This is a genomic window from Methylobacterium mesophilicum, assembly GCF_022179445.1.
Lineage (GTDB): Bacteria > Pseudomonadota > Alphaproteobacteria > Rhizobiales > Beijerinckiaceae > Methylobacterium > Methylobacterium mesophilicum.
In genome coordinates, this window is the sequence record NZ_BPQU01000020.1 from 58251 (window position 1) to 74560 (window position 16310).

At 70.6% G+C, this 16310-nt stretch carries 19 protein-coding genes; 8 read left to right on the forward strand and 11 right to left on the reverse strand.

The window, feature by feature from the left end:
- Positions 1–86: 86 nt before the first annotated feature.
- Positions 87–2573 carry a PBP1A family penicillin-binding protein gene (locus MFF40_RS18855; RefSeq protein ID WP_238261754.1) on the forward strand — a complete coding sequence of 829 codons (2487 nt, stop codon included), beginning with the start codon at positions 87–89 and terminating at the stop codon, positions 2571–2573.
- Here MFF40_RS18855 and MFF40_RS18860 read toward each other — a convergent pair.
- Entirely contained in the window at positions 2559–3014 is a 456-nt protein-coding gene (locus MFF40_RS18860; protein WP_238261755.1) for a DUF1810 domain-containing protein, read from the reverse strand. The genes MFF40_RS18855 and MFF40_RS18860 overlap by 15 nt on opposite strands.
- 171 nt (positions 3015–3185) lie before the next feature.
- Here MFF40_RS18860 and pcaD point away from each other — a divergent pair, with 171 nt between their 5' ends.
- The gene (gene pcaD / locus MFF40_RS18865; RefSeq protein ID WP_238261757.1) at positions 3186–3986 is read left to right on the forward strand and encodes a 3-oxoadipate enol-lactonase; all 801 of its coding nucleotides are present in this window, start codon (positions 3186–3188) and stop codon (positions 3984–3986) included.
- Positions 3987–4027: 41 nt separating this feature from the next.
- Here the strand turns inward: pcaD and MFF40_RS18870 are convergent, their stop codons facing one another.
- From MFF40_RS18870 to MFF40_RS18910, 9 genes are all read right to left on the reverse strand, one after another.
- Positions 4028–4372: a hypothetical protein gene (locus MFF40_RS18870; protein WP_238261759.1), complete on the reverse strand. Its 345-nt coding sequence runs from the start codon at positions 4370–4372 to the stop codon at positions 4028–4030.
- A 49-nt stretch (positions 4373–4421) separates the two neighbouring features.
- A complete protein-coding gene (locus MFF40_RS18875) occupies positions 4422–4625 on the reverse strand; it encodes a hypothetical protein (protein ID WP_187277831.1) in 204 nt (67 codons plus the stop codon).
- 46 nt (positions 4626–4671) lie between these two features.
- On the reverse strand, positions 4672–5085 hold the full coding sequence (lanM, locus tag MFF40_RS18880) for a lanmodulin LanM (RefSeq protein WP_147856287.1): 414 nt from the start codon (positions 5083–5085) through the stop codon (positions 4672–4674).
- A 184-nt stretch (positions 5086–5269) separates the two neighbouring features.
- Positions 5270–5518, reverse strand: a complete 249-nt coding sequence (locus MFF40_RS18885; protein WP_147856286.1) for a hypothetical protein — start codon at positions 5516–5518, stop codon at positions 5270–5272.
- A gap of 101 nt (positions 5519–5619) precedes the next feature.
- The gene (locus MFF40_RS18890; RefSeq protein WP_147896960.1) at positions 5620–7239 is read right to left on the reverse strand and encodes an ABC transporter substrate-binding protein; all 1620 of its coding nucleotides are present in this window, start codon (positions 7237–7239) and stop codon (positions 5620–5622) included.
- 131 nt (positions 7240–7370) lie between these two features.
- Positions 7371–8432, reverse strand: coding sequence for an MBL fold metallo-hydrolase (locus tag MFF40_RS18895; RefSeq protein ID WP_238261762.1), 1062 nt, complete (start codon positions 8430–8432; stop codon positions 7371–7373).
- A 76-nt stretch (positions 8433–8508) separates the two neighbouring features.
- Positions 8509–8745: a DUF6894 family protein gene (locus MFF40_RS18900; RefSeq protein ID WP_147856934.1), complete on the reverse strand. Its 237-nt coding sequence runs from the start codon at positions 8743–8745 to the stop codon at positions 8509–8511.
- Between the two features lie 105 nt (positions 8746–8850).
- A complete protein-coding gene (locus tag MFF40_RS18905; protein ID WP_238261784.1) occupies positions 8851–9876 on the reverse strand; it encodes an aromatic ring-hydroxylating oxygenase subunit alpha in 1026 nt (341 codons plus the stop codon).
- Positions 9877–10277: 401 nt separating this feature from the next.
- Complete coding sequence (locus tag MFF40_RS18910; RefSeq protein ID WP_238261764.1) at positions 10278–10910, reverse strand: ATPase; 633 nt, start codon at positions 10908–10910, stop codon at positions 10278–10280.
- Positions 10911–11211: 301 nt separating this feature from the next.
- On the opposite strand from MFF40_RS18910, the gene MFF40_RS18915 reads away from it, so the two are divergent.
- From MFF40_RS18915 to rimM, 5 genes are read left to right on the forward strand one after another with little or no spacing between them, the layout of a single operon-like run.
- Complete coding sequence (locus tag MFF40_RS18915; RefSeq protein WP_147857418.1) at positions 11212–11454, forward strand: glutathione S-transferase; 243 nt, start codon at positions 11212–11214, stop codon at positions 11452–11454.
- 18 nt (positions 11455–11472) lie between these two features.
- Positions 11473–13056 carry a signal recognition particle protein gene (gene ffh / locus MFF40_RS18920; protein ID WP_147896963.1) on the forward strand — a complete coding sequence of 528 codons (1584 nt, stop codon included), beginning with the start codon at positions 11473–11475 and terminating at the stop codon, positions 13054–13056.
- A complete protein-coding gene (locus tag MFF40_RS18925; RefSeq protein ID WP_147857910.1) occupies positions 13053–13388 on the forward strand; it encodes a chorismate mutase in 336 nt (111 codons plus the stop codon). The genes ffh and MFF40_RS18925 overlap by 4 nt, the downstream gene beginning before the upstream one ends.
- Positions 13389–13392: 4 nt before the next feature.
- A complete protein-coding gene (gene rpsP, locus MFF40_RS18930; RefSeq protein WP_147896965.1) occupies positions 13393–13755 on the forward strand; it encodes a 30S ribosomal protein S16 in 363 nt (120 codons plus the stop codon).
- An 11-nt stretch (positions 13756–13766) separates the two neighbouring features.
- Entirely contained in the window at positions 13767–14462 is a 696-nt protein-coding gene (rimM, locus tag MFF40_RS18935) for a ribosome maturation factor RimM (protein ID WP_238261766.1), read from the forward strand.
- 34 nt (positions 14463–14496) lie between these two features.
- Here rimM and MFF40_RS18940 read toward each other — a convergent pair whose 3' ends face one another.
- Positions 14497–15417 (reverse strand): LysR family transcriptional regulator, encoded by a 921-nt coding sequence (locus MFF40_RS18940; protein WP_147857215.1) that lies wholly within the window; start codon positions 15415–15417, stop codon positions 14497–14499.
- A gap of 92 nt (positions 15418–15509) precedes the next feature.
- Here MFF40_RS18940 and MFF40_RS18945 point away from each other — a divergent pair, with 92 nt between their 5' ends.
- Positions 15510–16301, forward strand: a complete 792-nt coding sequence (locus tag MFF40_RS18945; protein WP_238261768.1) for an NAD(P)H-dependent oxidoreductase — start codon at positions 15510–15512, stop codon at positions 16299–16301.
- Positions 16302–16310 lie beyond the last annotated feature (9 nt).

Below are 16310 nucleotides of genomic sequence, written 5' to 3' on the forward strand. Positions count from 1 at the left end.
CGTCCGTTTGTCGATGGGACTCGCACCCGAATGCAGCTTAGAACGCTGCCTCGACCGGACGGTCCGGTCCCGGAACACGCATCGCGATGACGCCAGACGCGCCGGAGCGCGCCCCGACCGATCCGGGCCCCGCACGGGATCCCGGGGCCGACACGGCGGACCCGCGCCGGGCGGCCCGAGAGGCCGGACGCGCCGCGCGCGATCTTTTCCGCCACCTGTGGATCCTGATCGCCGCCGCCGGGCGCGGCATGCTGCAAGCCGGGCGTTCGGCTTTCTCGCGAATCGCCGGCGCCCTGACCCGGCGACGTGACCGCGCGCGGCCCGTCGCGGCCGAGCGGTCCGCTGCGGCGGACACGGTACCGGGCTTCGCGGAAGGCCGAGGCCGCTTCGGCCGCCTGCGGCGCCGGCCCGTTCTGCTCGCCGCCGGGGCCGCGATCCTGCTGCCGGCCCTGGCGCTGGCGGTCTACCTGCTGGCCGCCCTGGTGACCCTGCCGCCGCTGGGCGGGGCGGTCGTCGAGACCGGCCAGCGGGCGATCACCGTCGAGGCCGATGACGGCCGGGTCTTCGCCACCCGGGGCAGTTTCCGCGGCCAGAAGCTCACCGCCGCCGACCTGCCACCGAACCTCGCCAAGGCGATCGTCGCGATCGAGGATCGCCGGTTCTACAGCCACTGGGGCATCGACCTGCGCGGCCTCGCCCGCGCCGCCTGGCGCAACGCCGCGGGCGGCGGGGTGCGCGAGGGCGGCTCGACGATCACGCAGCAATATGTCCGCCTGACCTCGCTCAACCAGGAGAAGACGCTCTGGCGCAAGGTCCAGGAGGCGTTCCTGGCGCTGCGGGTCGAGACCACGATGAGCAAGGACGAGATCCTGCTCGGCTACCTCGACGCCGCCTATTTCGGGGCCGGCGCCTACGGGGCGGACGCGGCCGCCCGGCGCTATTTCGGCAAGCCCGCCAAGGCCCTGACCCTGCCCGAGGCGGCCATGCTGGCCGGGCTGGTGCGGGCGCCCTCGCAGCTCGCCCCCACCCGCAACCTCGGCGGCGCCAAGGAGCGGGCCGACGTGGTGCTCCAGGCCATGGTGGAGACCGGGGCGATCTCGCAGAAGGAGGCCGACGCCGCGCGCAAGCAGAGCGTCACCCTGAAGTCTCCGCCCGAGGCGCCGCCCGGCACCAACTACTTCCTCGACATGATCGCCGGCGACGTGAAGCGGCTCGCCGGCACCGACGGCGACATGACGGTGCGCTCCACCCTCAACCTCGACCTGCAGAGCCTCGCGGAGGGCGTCGTCGCCAGGCGCCTCGACAAGGACGGCGCCAAGCGCAAGGTCGGCCAGGCCGCCATGGTGGTGCTGTCGAAGGCCGGCGCGATCCTCGCGATGGTGGGCGGCCGGGACTACGAGGACAGCCAGTTCAACCGCGCGGTCCAGGCCAAGCGCCAGCCGGGCTCGCTGTTCAAGCTCCTGGTCTACCTGACGGCCTACGAGCAGGGCCTGACGCCCGAGAGCGTGATGGACGATCGCCCGGTGCGCATCGGCGACTGGGAGCCCGAGAACGACGACGGGCGCTATCGCGGACCGGTGCCGCTGCGGACCGCCTTCGCGCTGTCGATCAACACGGTGGCGGCTCAGCTCGGGCAGGATGTCGGCATCCCGGCGGTGATCGCCACCGCGCGCAAGCTGGGGATCCAGTCCGAGCTGCCGAACGTGCCGAGCCTCGTCCTCGGGTCCGGCACCGTCAGCCTGCTGGAGATGACCCGCGCCTACGGCTCCGTGCTCTCCGGCCGCGCGCCGCTCGCGAGCTTCGGCATCCACGCGATCCGCGGGGCGGCCCCGCAGCCGCTCTACGTCCGGGCCGAGCCGGCGCCGGCCGCCACCCTGGCGCAGGAGCCGCGCCAGATGATGCTCGATTCGCTCCAGGCGGTGGTCGATTCAGGGACCGGCCGGGCGGCGCGGGTGCCGGGCCAGATCATCGGCGGCAAGACCGGCACCAGCCAGGATTTCCGCGACGCCTGGTTCGTCGGCATGACCCCGGACCTCGTGGTCGGTGTCTGGATCGGCAACGACGACGACAGCCCGATGAACCGGATGTTCGGCGGCGAGATGCCGGCCGGGATCTTCCACGATTTCGTCCAGCGGGCCTCCGCGCAGCTCGCCAAGGGCCGTCCGCGCCCGTCGGCGGAACGGGCCGAGCCGGCCCCGGCGGTCGCGGCGACGCCGCAGCCGGCCCCGCAGCCGACGCAACAGCCGACCCCGGTCGCGTCCAGCGAGATCCGGGGCGTGCCCGAAGTGATCGACACCGGGACCCTGTCGCTGCGCGGGCGGACCGTGCACCTCCTCGGCGTCGTGGGCGAGCGCGGGCACCTCGCCCGGCAGCTCGCCAAGTACCTGCGCCGCCGCGAGGTGGTCTGCAGCGTCTCCGAGGATGCCGCCGGCCGCTGCCGGATCGAGGGCGACGACCTCGCCGCCCTGATCCTCACCGCAGGCGGCGCCCGGGCCTCGGACGATGCGCCCCCGGACCTCCTCGGCGCCGAGGAGCAGGCCCGGGCCGAACGCGTCGGCCTATGGGGCCGGTGACGTGTTCGAGCACCCCTGCGATCCAAGCTCGGCGAGCGTCAGCGGATCGGGCGCGCCGCCGAAATACCGCGCCAGGGCCTCGGCGAAACCCGGCTCCTCCGGAGCGGCGCGGGCGAACAGGGTCATGCTCGAGCGGAACTTCATGTCGTCCGGGGAGCCGAAGATCGCGTGAGCCGAGCGTCCGGTGACGCCGTTCACCGCCGCCGTGCAGGCACGCAGGCGTGCGCCGAGCACCGGATGCCCGCAATAGGCCCGCGCCTCGTCCAGGGTGCCGATCGCGTAGCGTCGCGCCATCGGGCTGGAGCCCAGGCCGGCGATCTGCGGGAAGATGAACCACATCCAGTGGCTGCGCTTCTCCCCGGCCCGCAATTCCGCGAGGGCCCGGTCGTAGACGCCCGCCTGGGCGGCGACGAAACGGTCGAGATCGTAGGGTTCGGCCATGATCCGGCTCCGGTCTGCACCACACCAACCCGGTAGCGGTCGCCCGGATGCGCGCGGCCGGATTATCCGGGCGGGCGCTGATCGCGGCCGGCGGGAGACCTATCTCGGCGGGACGTGCCGTCGGCCGGTGGGAGGCACCGGCCCGGCTGCAACGGTACACGGAGACGTCTGATGCCGCAGATCACCGTCCGGGGACTCGCGTTCCGCTATGTCCTGGAGGGGCCCGAGGATGCACCCGTGGTTGCGTTCTCGAACTCGCTCGGCGCCACCCTGGACATGTGGGACGCCCTGCTGCCGGCGCTTGCCGGCCGGTTCCGGACGCTGCGCTACGACACCCGCGGCCATGGCGGCTCCGAGACGCACGACCGGCCGACCGAGATCGCGGACCTGGCCGGCGATCTCGCGGGGCTGCTCGACGGGCTCGGGATCGCCCGGGCCCACCTGGTCGGGCTCTCGCTCGGCGGCATGATCGTGCAGGCTCTGGCGAGCGACGATCCGGCGCGCTGCGCGAGCGCGACCCTGATGGCGACGGCCGCGCATCTTCCGAGCGCACAGAGCTGGAACGAGCGTGCCGAGACGGCGCGGATGCAGGGGACCGGCGCGCTCATGGACGCGACGCTGGCGCGCTGGTTCACTCCGGCCTTCGCCGAGCGCTCACCCGAGGCCGTACGGTCCGTGCGGGAGCGCTTCGTCGCCTGCGATCCGGTCGGCTACGCGGTGTGCTGCGGCGTGATCGGACGGATGGACCTGCGGCCCGCCCTGTCGGCGATCACGGCCCCGACCCTGGTGATGGCCGGGCGCGACGACCCATCGACGCCCCCCGCCATGGCCGAAGCGCTCTGTGCCGGCATCGCCGAGGCCGAACTCGTGGTGCTGCCCCGGGCGGCGCATCTCCTGGCGGTCGAGCGCGCCGATGCGGCCGGACGCTACCTGCGGGCGTTCCTCGATCGCATCGAGGCCGGCGGCGCCTGAGGATCCACGAGCCTCAAGCCGCCATCACCCGGAACGGCGCGTCAGTGGCAGGGAATGCCGGCCTCCGCGGGGGACATGCCCCGCGCGAGCCGGCGCCCGACATGGAACAGGACCTTCTCGATCAGCGCGATGGTCAGCGGATCGCCGTCGTGTTTCGCGAGCTGATAGGCGTCGAGCAGGCTGTCGCTGATGTCGCCGAGCAGGTCCACCGGATCGTGCTGCACGTCTGCCCCGAGTGACGACACCGGCGCGGCCGCCGATTCGCCGGCCGGCCCGTCGTGGGCGGCTTGCGAGCCTTCGATGACCTGGCGCGCGGCGTCGATCATGGCCCGCATTTCTGCGAGCAATTCGAGGCTCGTGACGTCGTCTGGCGTATCCTTACGCATGGTTCGGTCCCCCAACCGGTCCCAAACTGCACCTACAGGTTGCGGTCCGTCAACCGTCCGCTTGCCCATCTTGCAGGCATATAGGTTTCAAAGCGGGATTGTCGCAGGCTGCGCCACCGCAAAAGTCGATCACGGCATCATCAAAGAAGAAAACGATTACAACCACGAGGTGCAGCAGCAGTGAGGCGGCTCGTCGTCCGACCGCATGGCATTCCCGGTTCAAACACAAGAACGCCCCCGCGGAGAGATCCACGGGGGCGCCTGTATCTTCACTGAGCGCAATTAGTATTAACGAGCCGTTACTTGACGAGGGCGAGCAGCGCCTTGCCGGCCTTGGAGTTCAGCTCCTTGGCGTCGAGGGTGCCGTCGTTGTCCGGGTCGGCCATCTTGAAGCGATCGGCGACCGCGGCGAGGTATTCCTTCTTGTCGACGGTACCGTCGTTGTCCGGATCGGCCTGCTTGAGGCCGGCCTTGCTCAGGCGACCCTTCAGCTCCTTGGCGTCGAGGGTGCCGTCGGCATCCTTCTCCAGGCGGTCGAAGGTCGCGGAGGCGACGGCCTCGACTTCCTTGAGATCGACGGTGCCGTCGTTGTCGGTGTCGATCATCTTGACGGCGCTGGCGCCGCTCACCGGCTTGGCGAGGGCGGCCGGAACTGCGAGGCCCGAAACGGCGACGGCAAAAGCCGCGAAGCCACTGATGAAACGAAGGGTCATTGCCAAATACTCCCGAAATTTGATGCGGGATCTTCCTAGGCGTGCCCGGACGATGCTGCAAGTGCGAAATTGGCAGGGCAGGCCAGCCGCGCGTGGTCCGGATGACGCGAGACACGAAAAAGGGGCCGGCCAGCGCCGACCCCTCATGGATCATCCAGTCACAGCAAGCTGTGGACAGTCCGAATCAGTAACCGTAGCCGCGGCGGACCGCCGGACGGTCGTCCTCGAATCGCTGGCGGCGATACATCCGGTCGTCGTCGGCGCGGTCACGATCCCGGCGGTATTCGTCCCGGCGGAAATCGCGCTCCCGCTGGCCGCGCGAGCGCAGGTCGACGCTGGGACCGTCGGGGCCGATATCGATGCGCTGGGCCGAAGCCGGGACGACAGTCGCGAGGGAGGCGGCCAGGATGGCGCCGGCGAGCAGGGTCTTCATGGGACACTCCTTCGTGCGTTGGAGTGCCAACACAGTCTCGCGACGATCGTTCCCGATTCGCGCAAGGCATCTCCCGCGGCGCCGCAGAGATCCCGGCGATCTCAGGCCAGCGTCGACAAGTCCTGAAACCAGTGCTGCGCCTGAACATAGTTCTTTACCCGGGGCGACAACGCGTGCGGGTTGGTATCGTGCACCACCCAAACCTGCACCGCGTCGTCGACGACGATTTCGTGGATGCGGGCCAGCAGCCTGTTCTGCTCCTCGGGGTCCAGGCTCGCCTTCACCTTGTCGCACAGGGCGTCGACCTCGGGATTGCGGTAGTGGCTCCAGTTCACGCCGCTCGGGGCGATCTGCTTCGAATCGTAGAAGCGCAGGATCGCGTAGAACGGATCCGAGGTGACGTAGGCGATGTTGCCGGCGGTGACGCCCTTGAGGCCCGGATCCGCCGCGCCCTGGCGCCAGGCCGTGTAGGCCACCTCCAGCTCCACCGTCTTGAACTCGACCTGGATGCCGACCTCGGCCCAGCTCTGCTGGACGAACTCGTTGATCGGCAGGGACAGCATCTGCCCGGTCCCGCCGGTGGGGATCATGATCGTCGCCTTCACCGGGTTCTTCACCGAGAACCCGGCCTCCTCCACCAGCTTGCGCGCCGCATCCACGTCGGTCCTGATCTGGAAGCTCGGCTTGCCGAACCACGGGCTCGAAGTCTGCATCTGCCCCACGGCCGGCTGGGCGAGGCCGCCCAGGAGCTGGACGACGCCGTCGCGGTCGATGGCGAGGTTGGCGGCCTTGCGCAGGCGCAGGTCCCGCCAGGGCGACCCCTCCAGCATCGACAGGTGGTAGTTCCAGACATGCGGCGTGTCGTTGCCGACGACGCGCATGCCGGACGCCTTGAGGCGCGGTACCGCATCGGGGGCCGGCGCCTCGATCAGGTCGACGTTGCCGGAGAGCAGCGCGTTCACCCGGGCGAGGTCCTCGGGGACGCAGGTCAGCGTCAGCTTGGCGAGCTTCGGGACCCGCTTCGGGTTCCAGTAGCCGGCGTTCGGCAGCAATTCGAGGCGGACCCGCGGGATCAGCTGGCCCATCTTGAACGGGCCGGTGCCCGAGGGCTGAAACGCGAACTTCGCCCAGTCGCGCCCGACCGCCTCGTACTGGGCGGGCGAGGAGATCAGGAACCACAGCATCTGGTAGGGGAACAGGCTGTCGGGGTTCTTGGTCGTCACCTGGACGGTCTTGGCGTCGAGCTTGCGGTAGCTCGCGACGCCCGGCAGCCGCGGGCGGACCTGGGCGGCCTGCCGCTGGTCGAAATGCGGCGCCTCCTTGTTGAGCACCTTGTCGAAGTTCCAGATCACCGCGTCGGCGTCGAAGGCCGAGCCGTCATGGAACGCCACGCCCTCGCGCAGGTGGAAGACCCAGACCTTGGGATCGGCCGGATCGACCTCCCAGGCGGTGGCGAGACCGGGGACCATCCGGCCCGGACGGTCGGCGATGCCCAGATCCCAGGCGACCAGGGGATCGTACAGGGTGAGGCCGGTGAACTGGTAGCCGCCGGCGCCGCGATCCGGCTGGCCGGTCGTGAGCGGCAGGTCGGTCATCGAGATACCGTAGGTCAGGCTGCCGGCGGCCGCGCCCTGCGCGCCGGCCCGGCCCGCGCTGCCGAGCGCGGCCAGGGCGGCGCCCCCGGCCATGAGCGAGCGGCGTGTCGGCTTGATCGGGTCCATCGGGTCTCTCGGCAGAAGGGGACGCGCGGCCGGTCCGCGGCACCCCATTCATCGAGACGCGCCACATGCAGCCTGCATACGGTATCTTGCATGCATCGTGCCCAGTGCGGCGGCCGTCGGTATTCGACGCCTCAGGCGCCCCAGACCTGCCCGGGTCGCAGCGCCAGGAACCGCTCGGGGGCGATGCCGTGCGCCTCCAGGGCCTCAGCCAGAGCCTCCGCGGGCCGCTCGATGCCCTCGTCGGTGAGTTGGAACGTGCCCCAATGGTGGCCGAGCGCCTGGTCGGCCCCGAGCAGCGCGAAGGCCTCCACGGCCTCGGCCGGGTTCACGTGCTGCGCCTGCATGAACCAGCGCGGCTCGTAGGCGCCGATCGGCAGCGTCGCGAGGCGCGGCGCCCCGAACCGGGCCCGGATGTCGCGGAACAGCCCGCCGTCGCCGAAGCCGGTATCGCCCACATGGTAGTGGACGCCCTGGGCCGAGGTGATCACGAAGGCGCACCACAGCGCCATGCGCCGGTCCTGCACGCCGCGGGCCGACCAGTGGTTGGCCGGCACCAGGTGGACCGCGAGACCGTCGCCGAGATCCACCGACTCGCCCCAGTCGCGGGTCTCGACATGCATCGTGTCGTCGAAGTTGCGCAGGATCGTGTCGTTGCCCAGCGGCGCGACGATCAGCGGCTGGTGGGCCTGCCAGATCCGGGCGAGGTTCGGCCCGTCGAGATGATCGTAATGGTTGTGGGTGATCAGGACGACATCGATCGGCGGCAGGTCGGCGAACGCGATACCGGGCGGGTTGACCCGCTTCGGTCCGGCGAACCGGACCGGGCTCGCCCGCTTGGCGAAGACCGGGTCGATCAGGATGTTGCGGCCGGCGACCTGCACCAGGTAGCTCGCATGCCCGATCAGCACGACGCGCAGGGACCCGCTGCGCTCGGGCGGGCGGTCGGCGGGGAACGGGCTCGGGTAGCTCTTCGGCCAGGGCTCGCGCTGCCGCCCGGCCTGCCAGCGCAGCACGTCCGGCAACGACTTGTCGGTGGCCTGGTCCGGCAGGAAGAAGCGCAACCCGTCGAAATGATCGGATTCCGGGCCGCGATAATAGGGGTTCTTGCCCCGGCGGTGGGCGGCATAGCCGACGCCGCCGAGCGTCATCACCGTGGCCGCACTCGCGACCGTGAGCAGGCTGCGCCGTTTCATAGGTGGGAGATGGCCGGCCCGGCGCCGTGGTCAAGCTCTCGCCGCCGCGACGGGGAGCCTCAGGCCCGCTTTTGCCTCACTCCACGGCTTCGGCGGCGAGCGACAGGCGGGCGCGGAACACGACCTTGCCGACCGTATCGCGGACGCAGGCGACGTAATCCTGGCGCTCCACGTCGGGCAGCATGTCGCGGGCGATCGCCGACATGATCCGGGTGACCTTGGCGCGGGCGGCCGGCAGGTCCGGCAGGTCGAAGCCGACCTCGTCGCGGACCGGCTGGGAACCGTCATGGAGGTCGATGTAGAAGCGGGGCATCGGCGCGCAGCGTCTCGAGAGGAATACTTCTCGGAAATCATTGCGCAAATTGTGGTTAATAGAGCGTTACTCGCTCCGAATAGAGCCCAATAACTGCCCTATAAATCAGGAGCGCCAGCGCAGCTCGCGCCGTTCCAGGGGATTCTCGAACGGGCGCCCGGCGCGGTCCGATTCCAGGGCCTCGCGCTTCAGCCGGAAATACCATTGCGACGGCAGGTCGCCCTGTCCGAACAGCACCATGGTCGGCTTGCGGTCCAGGCCGTCCTGCGCGTGCTGAAGCACCTCCTGGTCCTGCGTGAGGAACTGCCGCATCAGCGGCCGGGCGACGGGCTTGAGCAGGTTCAGCGCCGGCATGCTCCAATAGAGGGCGTTGGTGAGCAGGGTGCGGTCCGGCGTGAGGGGCGTGGCGAAGGTGTAGTTGGCCACCCGCTTGTCACCCGCGCGGATGCGCTCCAGCCGGACCCCGGGGAGCCGGAACTCGATCTCGACCTCGGGCACGCCGCCGAGGAGGCGGTAGACCGGCGAACTCGTCGTGGTGGCGTGGCTCGTCATGACGAAGCCGTGCGGCACCGGCTGGAACGTCTTGACCTTCTCGCGCAGCTGCTTCGAGGGCCGGAACCACCAGCTGTCGTGCACGAAGGCGACATGGCCGGGATCGACCAGGCTCAGCGTGGTGAGATCGTAGGACGCCTCGACCACGAGTTCCACGACCAGGGAGCCGGCCGGCGCGAAATCCAGCTCCGGCACCGCGGGCACGTCGCCGGAGGCGGGCCCGAGATGCGGGTTCACCCACAGGAACCCGGCGCTCTCCCGTACGGGGAAGCGCTGGACCTGGATGCGGGAGAAATCGGCGGCGTCGTGCTCGGACAGGGTCGGGACGTCCCGGCAGCGCCCGTCCGTGCCGAAGCGCCAGCCGTGGAACGGGCACATCAGGGTGTCGCCGTCGAAGCGGCCCTTCGACAGGGCCATGCCGCGATGCGGGCAGCGGTCGCGCAGCGCGAACGGCGTCCCATCGGGGGTCCGGCCGAGCACGATCTGCTCGCCGTTCAGCTCCACGGCGCGGAGCCCGGTGCGGCCGAGGCTGCGGGATTGGCCGACGCAGTACCACGCGTTGCCGAGCGGCTGGCGCATGGCCTCGGGATCGAGGGCTGCATCCTCGGGCGGACGCGGCAGGGGCGTGACGGGCGCGTTCAACGGCGGTTCGGGCTGACCTCGGTGGGCTCGTCATACGCCCGGCAGCCGAAGCGGGAAAGCAGGTGCGCGGGGAGGACAAACGGGCGCAGCCACGGGGCTTCACAAGCCGGGTCCGGCCACCTAACTTCGCATCACCCGCAACGAACGAAAGGAGGTGATCCAGTGTCTCATTGTCATCAGCCGTCAGTCTCGGCTTACCGGACCTGGACCGTCGCCTCCGGCGCGTCGTTCTAAGACGCGCCTGAGCCCCGATTTCGGGACAGTTCCGCCGGACATGACGGTTCGGCAATGGAAGGGCCACCCTCGCGGGTGGCCCTTCGGCTTTTAAGGGGGTGTTTTCAGCGCTTCGGGGCCTGGAACAGCGGCTGGGCCAGGGCCTCGGTCCGGGCGCGCCACAGGTCGCGCTCCTCGCGCAGGGCGTCGCGCTCGGCCGCCATCGCGTGGCGCTCGGCCCGCAGCCCGTCGCGCTCGGCGACGGCCCGGTCGCGCTCGGCCCGCATGTGTTCCCGCTCCTGACGGAACCGGTCGCGCTCGCTCCGGAACTCCTCGCGCTCGGCGCGGACCTCCTCCTGCTCGGCGCGCAGGTCCTCGATCGAACCGATCTCCTCGCGGATATGCTCGCGCAGCGCCCGGATCTCCTCGGCCAGGATCGCCTGCAGCTCGGTCTGGCGGTCGGCCTCGAGCTTCAGCTTGGCCTTGAGCATCATGTTCTCGGCCATCAGCTCGGACACGTCCGCATCCTCCGGGGCCGCGCCGGACGCCTCGGGCTGCGCCACCAGCCGGGGCGACCAGGCCGCCTCGGCGCCCCGGGGGGCCTTGGCCTCCGGGGCGGCCTCGTACAGCGGGCGGTCGTCGCCGCGCGGCTCGGCGGGGTTGTGGGTCTTCATCGTCGCCAGCCAGTCCCGCAGGGGGCCGGGGGCGATGCGGCTGCCGGTTTCGTGCGGCGGCAGGGTGCGGGCGGGTTCCGACATCGGCGGTCGTCCTGAACGGGTGCTGCCCGATCAGAGTCGCAACATGCTTAACGATCCGTAAAAGTTAATGCCCGCCTGGCGCCTCAACCGTGAGATGGTTCGCGGGCGAGACACCGAAAATTGACTTTTGCGGTGGCTGCCGCTACCCCCCGCGCTTCCGATCCGTAGCAGATCGTCACGACACGAAGCCGACCGGCCCCTGAGGCCGGAGGTCAACGCCCGACAGCGCGTCCGCGCCCTCGGGCGCGATCTGTGTTGGGCCGATCCGCTTCGCCGGACTCCGCCGGTCGAGGCTTATCGCATGACCCAAGTCGCCGTGACCCGAGTCGCCGTGCCCCCCGCCGCATTGAACGTCGCGGACGCGATCAACGAGACCTGCCCGTGGTCGGGCAAGCCGATCTCGGCCGACTCGCTGACGCTCTATAACGGCGCCGTGGTTGGCTTCTGCAATCCGGAGTGCCGGGACAAGTTCGCGAGCGCCGTGCGCAGCTTCGAGGCCGCCCTCCAGGCGCGCCGCGTCGAGCGCGCCGGCCTCGAACAGTAAGCGCGGGTCGGAAACACCATGTTCGAAGGCCTGTCCGACCGCCTGTCCGGCATCCTCTCGGGGCTCACCCGCCGGGGCGCCCTGACCGAAGCCGACGTCACCGCGGCGATGCGCGAGGTCCGCCGCGCCCTGCTGGAAGCCGACGTGGCCCTGGAGGTCGTGCGCGGCTTCACCGACCGGGTGAAGGAGAAGGCGGTCGGCGCCGTCGTGCTCAAGTCGGTCACCCCCGGCCAGATGGTCGTCAAGATCGTCAACGACGAGCTGGTGGCGATGCTCGGCACCGATGCCGAGGTGATCGACCTCAACGCCCCGGCTCCGGTGCCGATCCTGATGGTCGGCCTCCAGGGCTCGGGCAAGACCACCACCACCGCCAAGATCGCCCGGCGCCTGTCCGAGCGCGAGAAGCGCCGCGTCCTGCTGGCCTCCCTCGATACCCGCCGCCCGGCCGCCATGGAGCAGCTCGCGGTGCTCGCCAAGCAGGTCGGCGTCGAGAGCCTGCCGATCGTGGCCGGCCAGTCGGCGGTGCAGATCGCCAAGCGCGCCATGGAGGCGGCCCGGCTGGGCGGCTTCGACGTGGTGATGCTCGACACCGCCGGCCGCACCACCGTCGACGAGGCCCTGATGGTCGAGGCGGCCGAGGTGAAGGCCGCGACCCGGCCCCACGAGGTGCTGCTGGTCGCCGACGCGCTGACCGGTCAGGACGCGGTCAACACCGCCCGCGCCTTCGACGAGCGGCTCGGCGTCACCGGCATCGTGCTCACCCGCATGGACGGCGATTCCCGCGGCGGCGCGGCGCTCTCGATGCGCGCCGTCACCGGCAAGCCGATCAAGCTCGTCGGCACCGGCGAGAAGGTCGACGCGCTGGAGGAGTTCCACCCGGCCCGCGTCGCCAACCGCATCCTCGGCATGGGCGACATCGTCTCCCTGGTCGAGAAGGCCGCCGAGACCATCGACCACGAGCAGGCGCTCCGCACGGCGGAGAAGATGCGCAAGGGCAAGTTCGACCTGGAGGATCTCTCCATGCAGCTCGCCCAGATGGAGAAGATGGGCGGCATCGGCGGCCTGATGGGCATGCTGCCCGGCATGGGCGCGATGAAGAAGCAGGTCGAGGGCGCCAACCTCGACGAGAAGATGTTCAAGCGCCAGCGGGCGATCATCTCGTCGATGACCCCGCACGAGCGCAAGAACCCGGACCTGCTCAAGAACTCCCGCAAGAAGCGCATCGCGGCGGGCTCGGGCGTCGACGTCTCGGAGATCAACAAGCTCCTGAAGATGCACCGGACCATGGCCGACATGATGAAGGCGATGGGCTCGGGCAAGCGCGGCATCGGGCAGGCCCTCGGCTCGATGTTCGGTCTCGGCGGCGGCGGGATGGGTGGCGGCATGCCGGGGCTGCCGCCGGGCATGCCCGAGCCGACCCCGGAGCAGATCGCGCAGATCGAGAAGCAGTTCGGCGGCAAGCTGCCGCCGATGCCGCCGGGCCTGGGCGGGGGCGGACTGGGCGGCGGCTTGGGCGGCATGCCCAAGATGCCGGGGCTTCCCGGCCTCGGCGGCCCGAAGCTGCCCGGTCTCGGCGGATTCATGCCGGGGAAGAAGAAATGAGCGTCCTCGCTGCCCAAGCGGTCGATCCCGAACTCGCCCGCCTGCGCGACAGCATCGACAACTTCGATGCGGCGCTGATCCATCTGCTCGCCGAGCGCTTCCGCTGCACGCAGCGGGTCGGCGAGCTCAAGGCCCGAAAGGGGATCCCCCCTTCCGATCCGGACCGGGAGGCGCGTCAGGTCGCCCGGCTCCGCACGCTCGCGGTCGAAGCCAAGCTCGACCCCGACTTCGCCGAGAAGTTCCTGGCCTTCGTGGTCAAGGAGGTCATCCGGCACCACCAGACGATCGCGGCCAACCATACGCCGTCGGTCGAAGAACAGAGAAAGTCCTAAGACAATGGCCCTGAAGATCCGTCTCACGCGCGGTGGCGCCAAGAAGCGTCCGTACTACCGCATCGTCGTCGCCGACGCCCGCGCCCCCCGCGATGGCCGCTTCATCGACAAGGTCGGCGCCTACGACCCGATGAAGCCCAAGGACGATCCGGCCCGGATCCAGCTCGACGCCGAGAAGATCCAGGGCTGGCTCGCCAAGGGCGCGCAGCCGACCGATCGCGTCCTGCGCTTCCTCGACCAGGCCGGGCTGGCCAAGCGCCCGACGCGCAACAACCCGCAGAAGGCCGAGCCCGGCGAGAAGGCCAAGGAGCGCGCCACCAAGCGCGCCGAGAAGGCCGCCGCGCCCGCCGAGGACGCCGCGGCCTGAGGCTCGAGGCCATGGCGCGCCGCCCCGCTGGTCCATCCTCCCGCGACGGCGGTCGCCGTGGCCGCGCTGGCACGGCTATCGGCGCGATCGCGCCCGAGGCCGCGACATCGCCCAAGGCACCGGCCCCCAAGCCGGTGGCACCGCCCGCGCCGCCCGACCCGAACCTCGTCCTCCTGGGCGAGTTCGGCCGCGCGCACGGGCTCAACGGCGAGATCCGCCTGAAATCCTACACCGGCGATCCGTTGGCGATCGCCGGCTACGGCCCGCTCATGACGTCCGACAATCGGACGCTGACCCTGTCGGCCGTGCGCACCGCCCCGGGCTCCTCCCCCGACATCCTGATCGCCCGGGTCAAGGATATCGGCAGCCGCAGCGCCGCCGAGACGCTCAACCGCGTCGCCCTGTTCATCCCCCGCGACCGCCTCGCGGAGCCCGAGGACGACGACGAGGTCTACGCCGCCGACCTCGTGGGGACCACGGCGGTGGACGAGGCCGGCAACGTCGTCGGCACGGTCGTCGCGGTGCCGAATTACGGCGGCGGCGACCTGCTCGAACTCAAGCCCGCCACGGGCGGCGCCACGGCGCTGCTGCCGTTCACCAAGGCGTTCGTGCCGGTCCTGGACGTCCCGCAGCGGCGGGTGACCGTGGTCCTGCCGGAGGATTTCTTCGCGCCGGTGGGCGAGAAGCCCGCCGACGATCCGGGCTGACACCCCTGTCCCAGCACGGGTGTGACCGTCCGGCTCAGGGCCTGTCGATGCCGGGAAGCTCGGTAAGCGCGGCCGCCAGGGCGTCGACCACCAGGCGGATGCGCCGGATACGGATGCGGCCCGGCACGATCAGGATCGAGAGCGGGACCGGCTCGGGCGCGTAGTCCGGCAAGACGTGCTCGATCGCGCCGGCCGCCAGCAGATCGTCGACGAGCCAGACATGGGCCGCCGCGATGCCACGCCCCTGCGCCAGGGCCTCGCGGGCGGCCAAGCCGTGATCGACCAGCAAGCGGCCGCCCACCGGGACGCGGGATGTCGCGCCGTCCGGCCCGTACAGGCACAGCGTGTCGCTGCCGGCCACGTTGCTCATGCGGATGATCGAATGCCGCACCAGGTCGTCCGGTTTCTCGGGCCGGCCGTGATCTGCGAGATAGCGCCGCGACGCCACCAGGATCCGGCGCGAGCGACCGACGGCCTTGCGCTGCAGGCTGCTCTCCGCCAGCGGGCCGAGCCGGATCGCGACATCCGTCGCCTCGCGCACGAGGTCGATCCGCTCATCGGTCAAACCGAGATCGACGCTGAGTTCCGGATAGCGATCCTGGACTGCGAACAGCGCCCGGCAGACGTGTCGAACGCCCAGGGCCGCCGTGCAGGACACGCGCACCGTGCCGATCAGGCCGCCCCCCGCGTTCCGGACGCCGTCCGCGGCCTCCTCGACCAACCGCAGGATGGTGCGTGCCTCGGTGTGGAAGCGCTGGCCCTCGTCGGTCAGGGTGACCCGCCGCGTGGTTCGGTTGAGCAAGCTGGCCCCGAGGGCGGCTTCGAGCTCGGCCACGTGCCGGCTGACGGTCGATTGACCGACGCCCTGCTCGCGCGCAACGGCCGACAGGCTGCCGCGCTCGACCACGCGGACGAAGCTCCGCATCCGCTCCAGCGTGACGCTCGATTGATCCATTATGCGGAACGATCCTATCCCGCCGTGCCGTCTACCGGATGGCCCAGCGGACTTCTAGCTTCGCGGCTCCTCCTTCCCAGCGAGCCCGCCTCATGAAGATCCTCGTCGTCTCGGCCCATCCGGATCCGGCATCGCTGACGAACGCGTTGCGCGGCGTGGCGGTGGGCCAACTGGAGGCGGACGGACACGAAGTCCGCGTCACCGACCTCTACGCAGAGGATTGGAAGAGTGCGGTCGATCGGGCCGACTTCCCGACCCTGCCGGACGCGGCGCGCCTGCGGGTCCCGGCCGCGTCGAGCGCGGCGTTCACCACCGGGACCCTGACCGCCGACGTGACCACCGAACAGGCCAAGCTGCTCTGGGCGGATGCGCTGATCCTGGCGTTCCCGCTCTGGTGGTTTTCGATGCCGGCGATCCTGAAGGGATGGATCGACCGGGTCTACGCCTATGGGTTCGCCTACGGGGTGGGCGAGCACAGCGAGACCCGCTGGGGCGACCGTTACGGCGAGGGCACGCTGGCCGGAAAGCGCGCGATGCTGGTGGTGACGGCCGGCGGCTGGGAGACGCATTACGGCGCCCGCGGGATCAACGGACCGATCGATGACCTGCTGTTCCCGATCCAGCACGGCGTGCTGTTCTACCCGGGCTACGCCGTGCTCCCGCCCTTCGTCGTGTATCGGGCCGACAGCATGAGCGAGAGCGGCTTCGCGGCCACCGCGGAGAGCCTTCGGGCCCGGATGCGCGCGCTGTTCAGCACGGATCCCATCCCGTTCCGGCGGCAGAACGGCGGCGCTTACGCGATCCCGTCCATGGAGTTGCGGCCCGACCTGGTCCCGCATCTCTCCGGTTTCGCGGCCCATCTGGGCACCTGCGACACGCCCTGACCGCGCGAT

Coding starts and splice junctions, on each gene's coding strand:
- MFF40_RS18890 (WP_147896960.1), bottom strand. CDS start 7,239: ATGGACCCGATCAAGCCGACACGCCGCTCGCTCATGGCCGGGGGCGCC.
- MFF40_RS18905 (WP_238261784.1), bottom strand. CDS start 9,876: ATGCGCCAGCCGCTCGGCAACGCGTGGTACTGCGTCGGCCAATCCCGC.
- MFF40_RS18895 (WP_238261762.1), bottom strand. CDS start 8,432: ATGAAACGGCGCAGCCTGCTCACGGTCGCGAGTGCGGCCACGGTGATG.
- MFF40_RS18915 (WP_147857418.1), top strand. CDS start 11,212: ATGACCCAAGTCGCCGTGACCCGAGTCGCCGTGCCCCCCGCCGCATTG.
- MFF40_RS18940 (WP_147857215.1), bottom strand. CDS start 15,417: ATGGATCAATCGAGCGTCACGCTGGAGCGGATGCGGAGCTTCGTCCGC.
- MFF40_RS18885 (WP_147856286.1), bottom strand. CDS start 5,518: ATGAAGACCCTGCTCGCCGGCGCCATCCTGGCCGCCTCCCTCGCGACT.
- MFF40_RS18860 (WP_238261755.1), bottom strand. CDS start 3,014: ATGGCCGAACCCTACGATCTCGACCGTTTCGTCGCCGCCCAGGCGGGC.
- MFF40_RS18910 (WP_238261764.1), bottom strand. CDS start 10,910: ATGTCGGAACCCGCCCGCACCCTGCCGCCGCACGAAACCGGCAGCCGC.
- MFF40_RS18925 (WP_147857910.1), top strand. CDS start 13,053: ATGAGCGTCCTCGCTGCCCAAGCGGTCGATCCCGAACTCGCCCGCCTG.
- MFF40_RS18945 (WP_238261768.1), top strand. CDS start 15,510: ATGAAGATCCTCGTCGTCTCGGCCCATCCGGATCCGGCATCGCTGACG.
- ffh (WP_147896963.1), top strand. CDS start 11,473: ATGTTCGAAGGCCTGTCCGACCGCCTGTCCGGCATCCTCTCGGGGCTC.
- MFF40_RS18855 (WP_238261754.1), top strand. CDS start 87: ATGACGCCAGACGCGCCGGAGCGCGCCCCGACCGATCCGGGCCCCGCA.
- rpsP (WP_147896965.1), top strand. CDS start 13,393: ATGGCCCTGAAGATCCGTCTCACGCGCGGTGGCGCCAAGAAGCGTCCG.
- MFF40_RS18900 (WP_147856934.1), bottom strand. CDS start 8,745: ATGCCCCGCTTCTACATCGACCTCCATGACGGTTCCCAGCCGGTCCGC.
- MFF40_RS18870 (WP_238261759.1), bottom strand. CDS start 4,372: ATGCGTAAGGATACGCCAGACGACGTCACGAGCCTCGAATTGCTCGCA.
- lanM (WP_147856287.1), bottom strand. CDS start 5,085: ATGACCCTTCGTTTCATCAGTGGCTTCGCGGCTTTTGCCGTCGCCGTT.
- pcaD (WP_238261757.1), top strand. CDS start 3,186: ATGCCGCAGATCACCGTCCGGGGACTCGCGTTCCGCTATGTCCTGGAG.
- rimM (WP_238261766.1), top strand. CDS start 13,767: ATGGCGCGCCGCCCCGCTGGTCCATCCTCCCGCGACGGCGGTCGCCGT.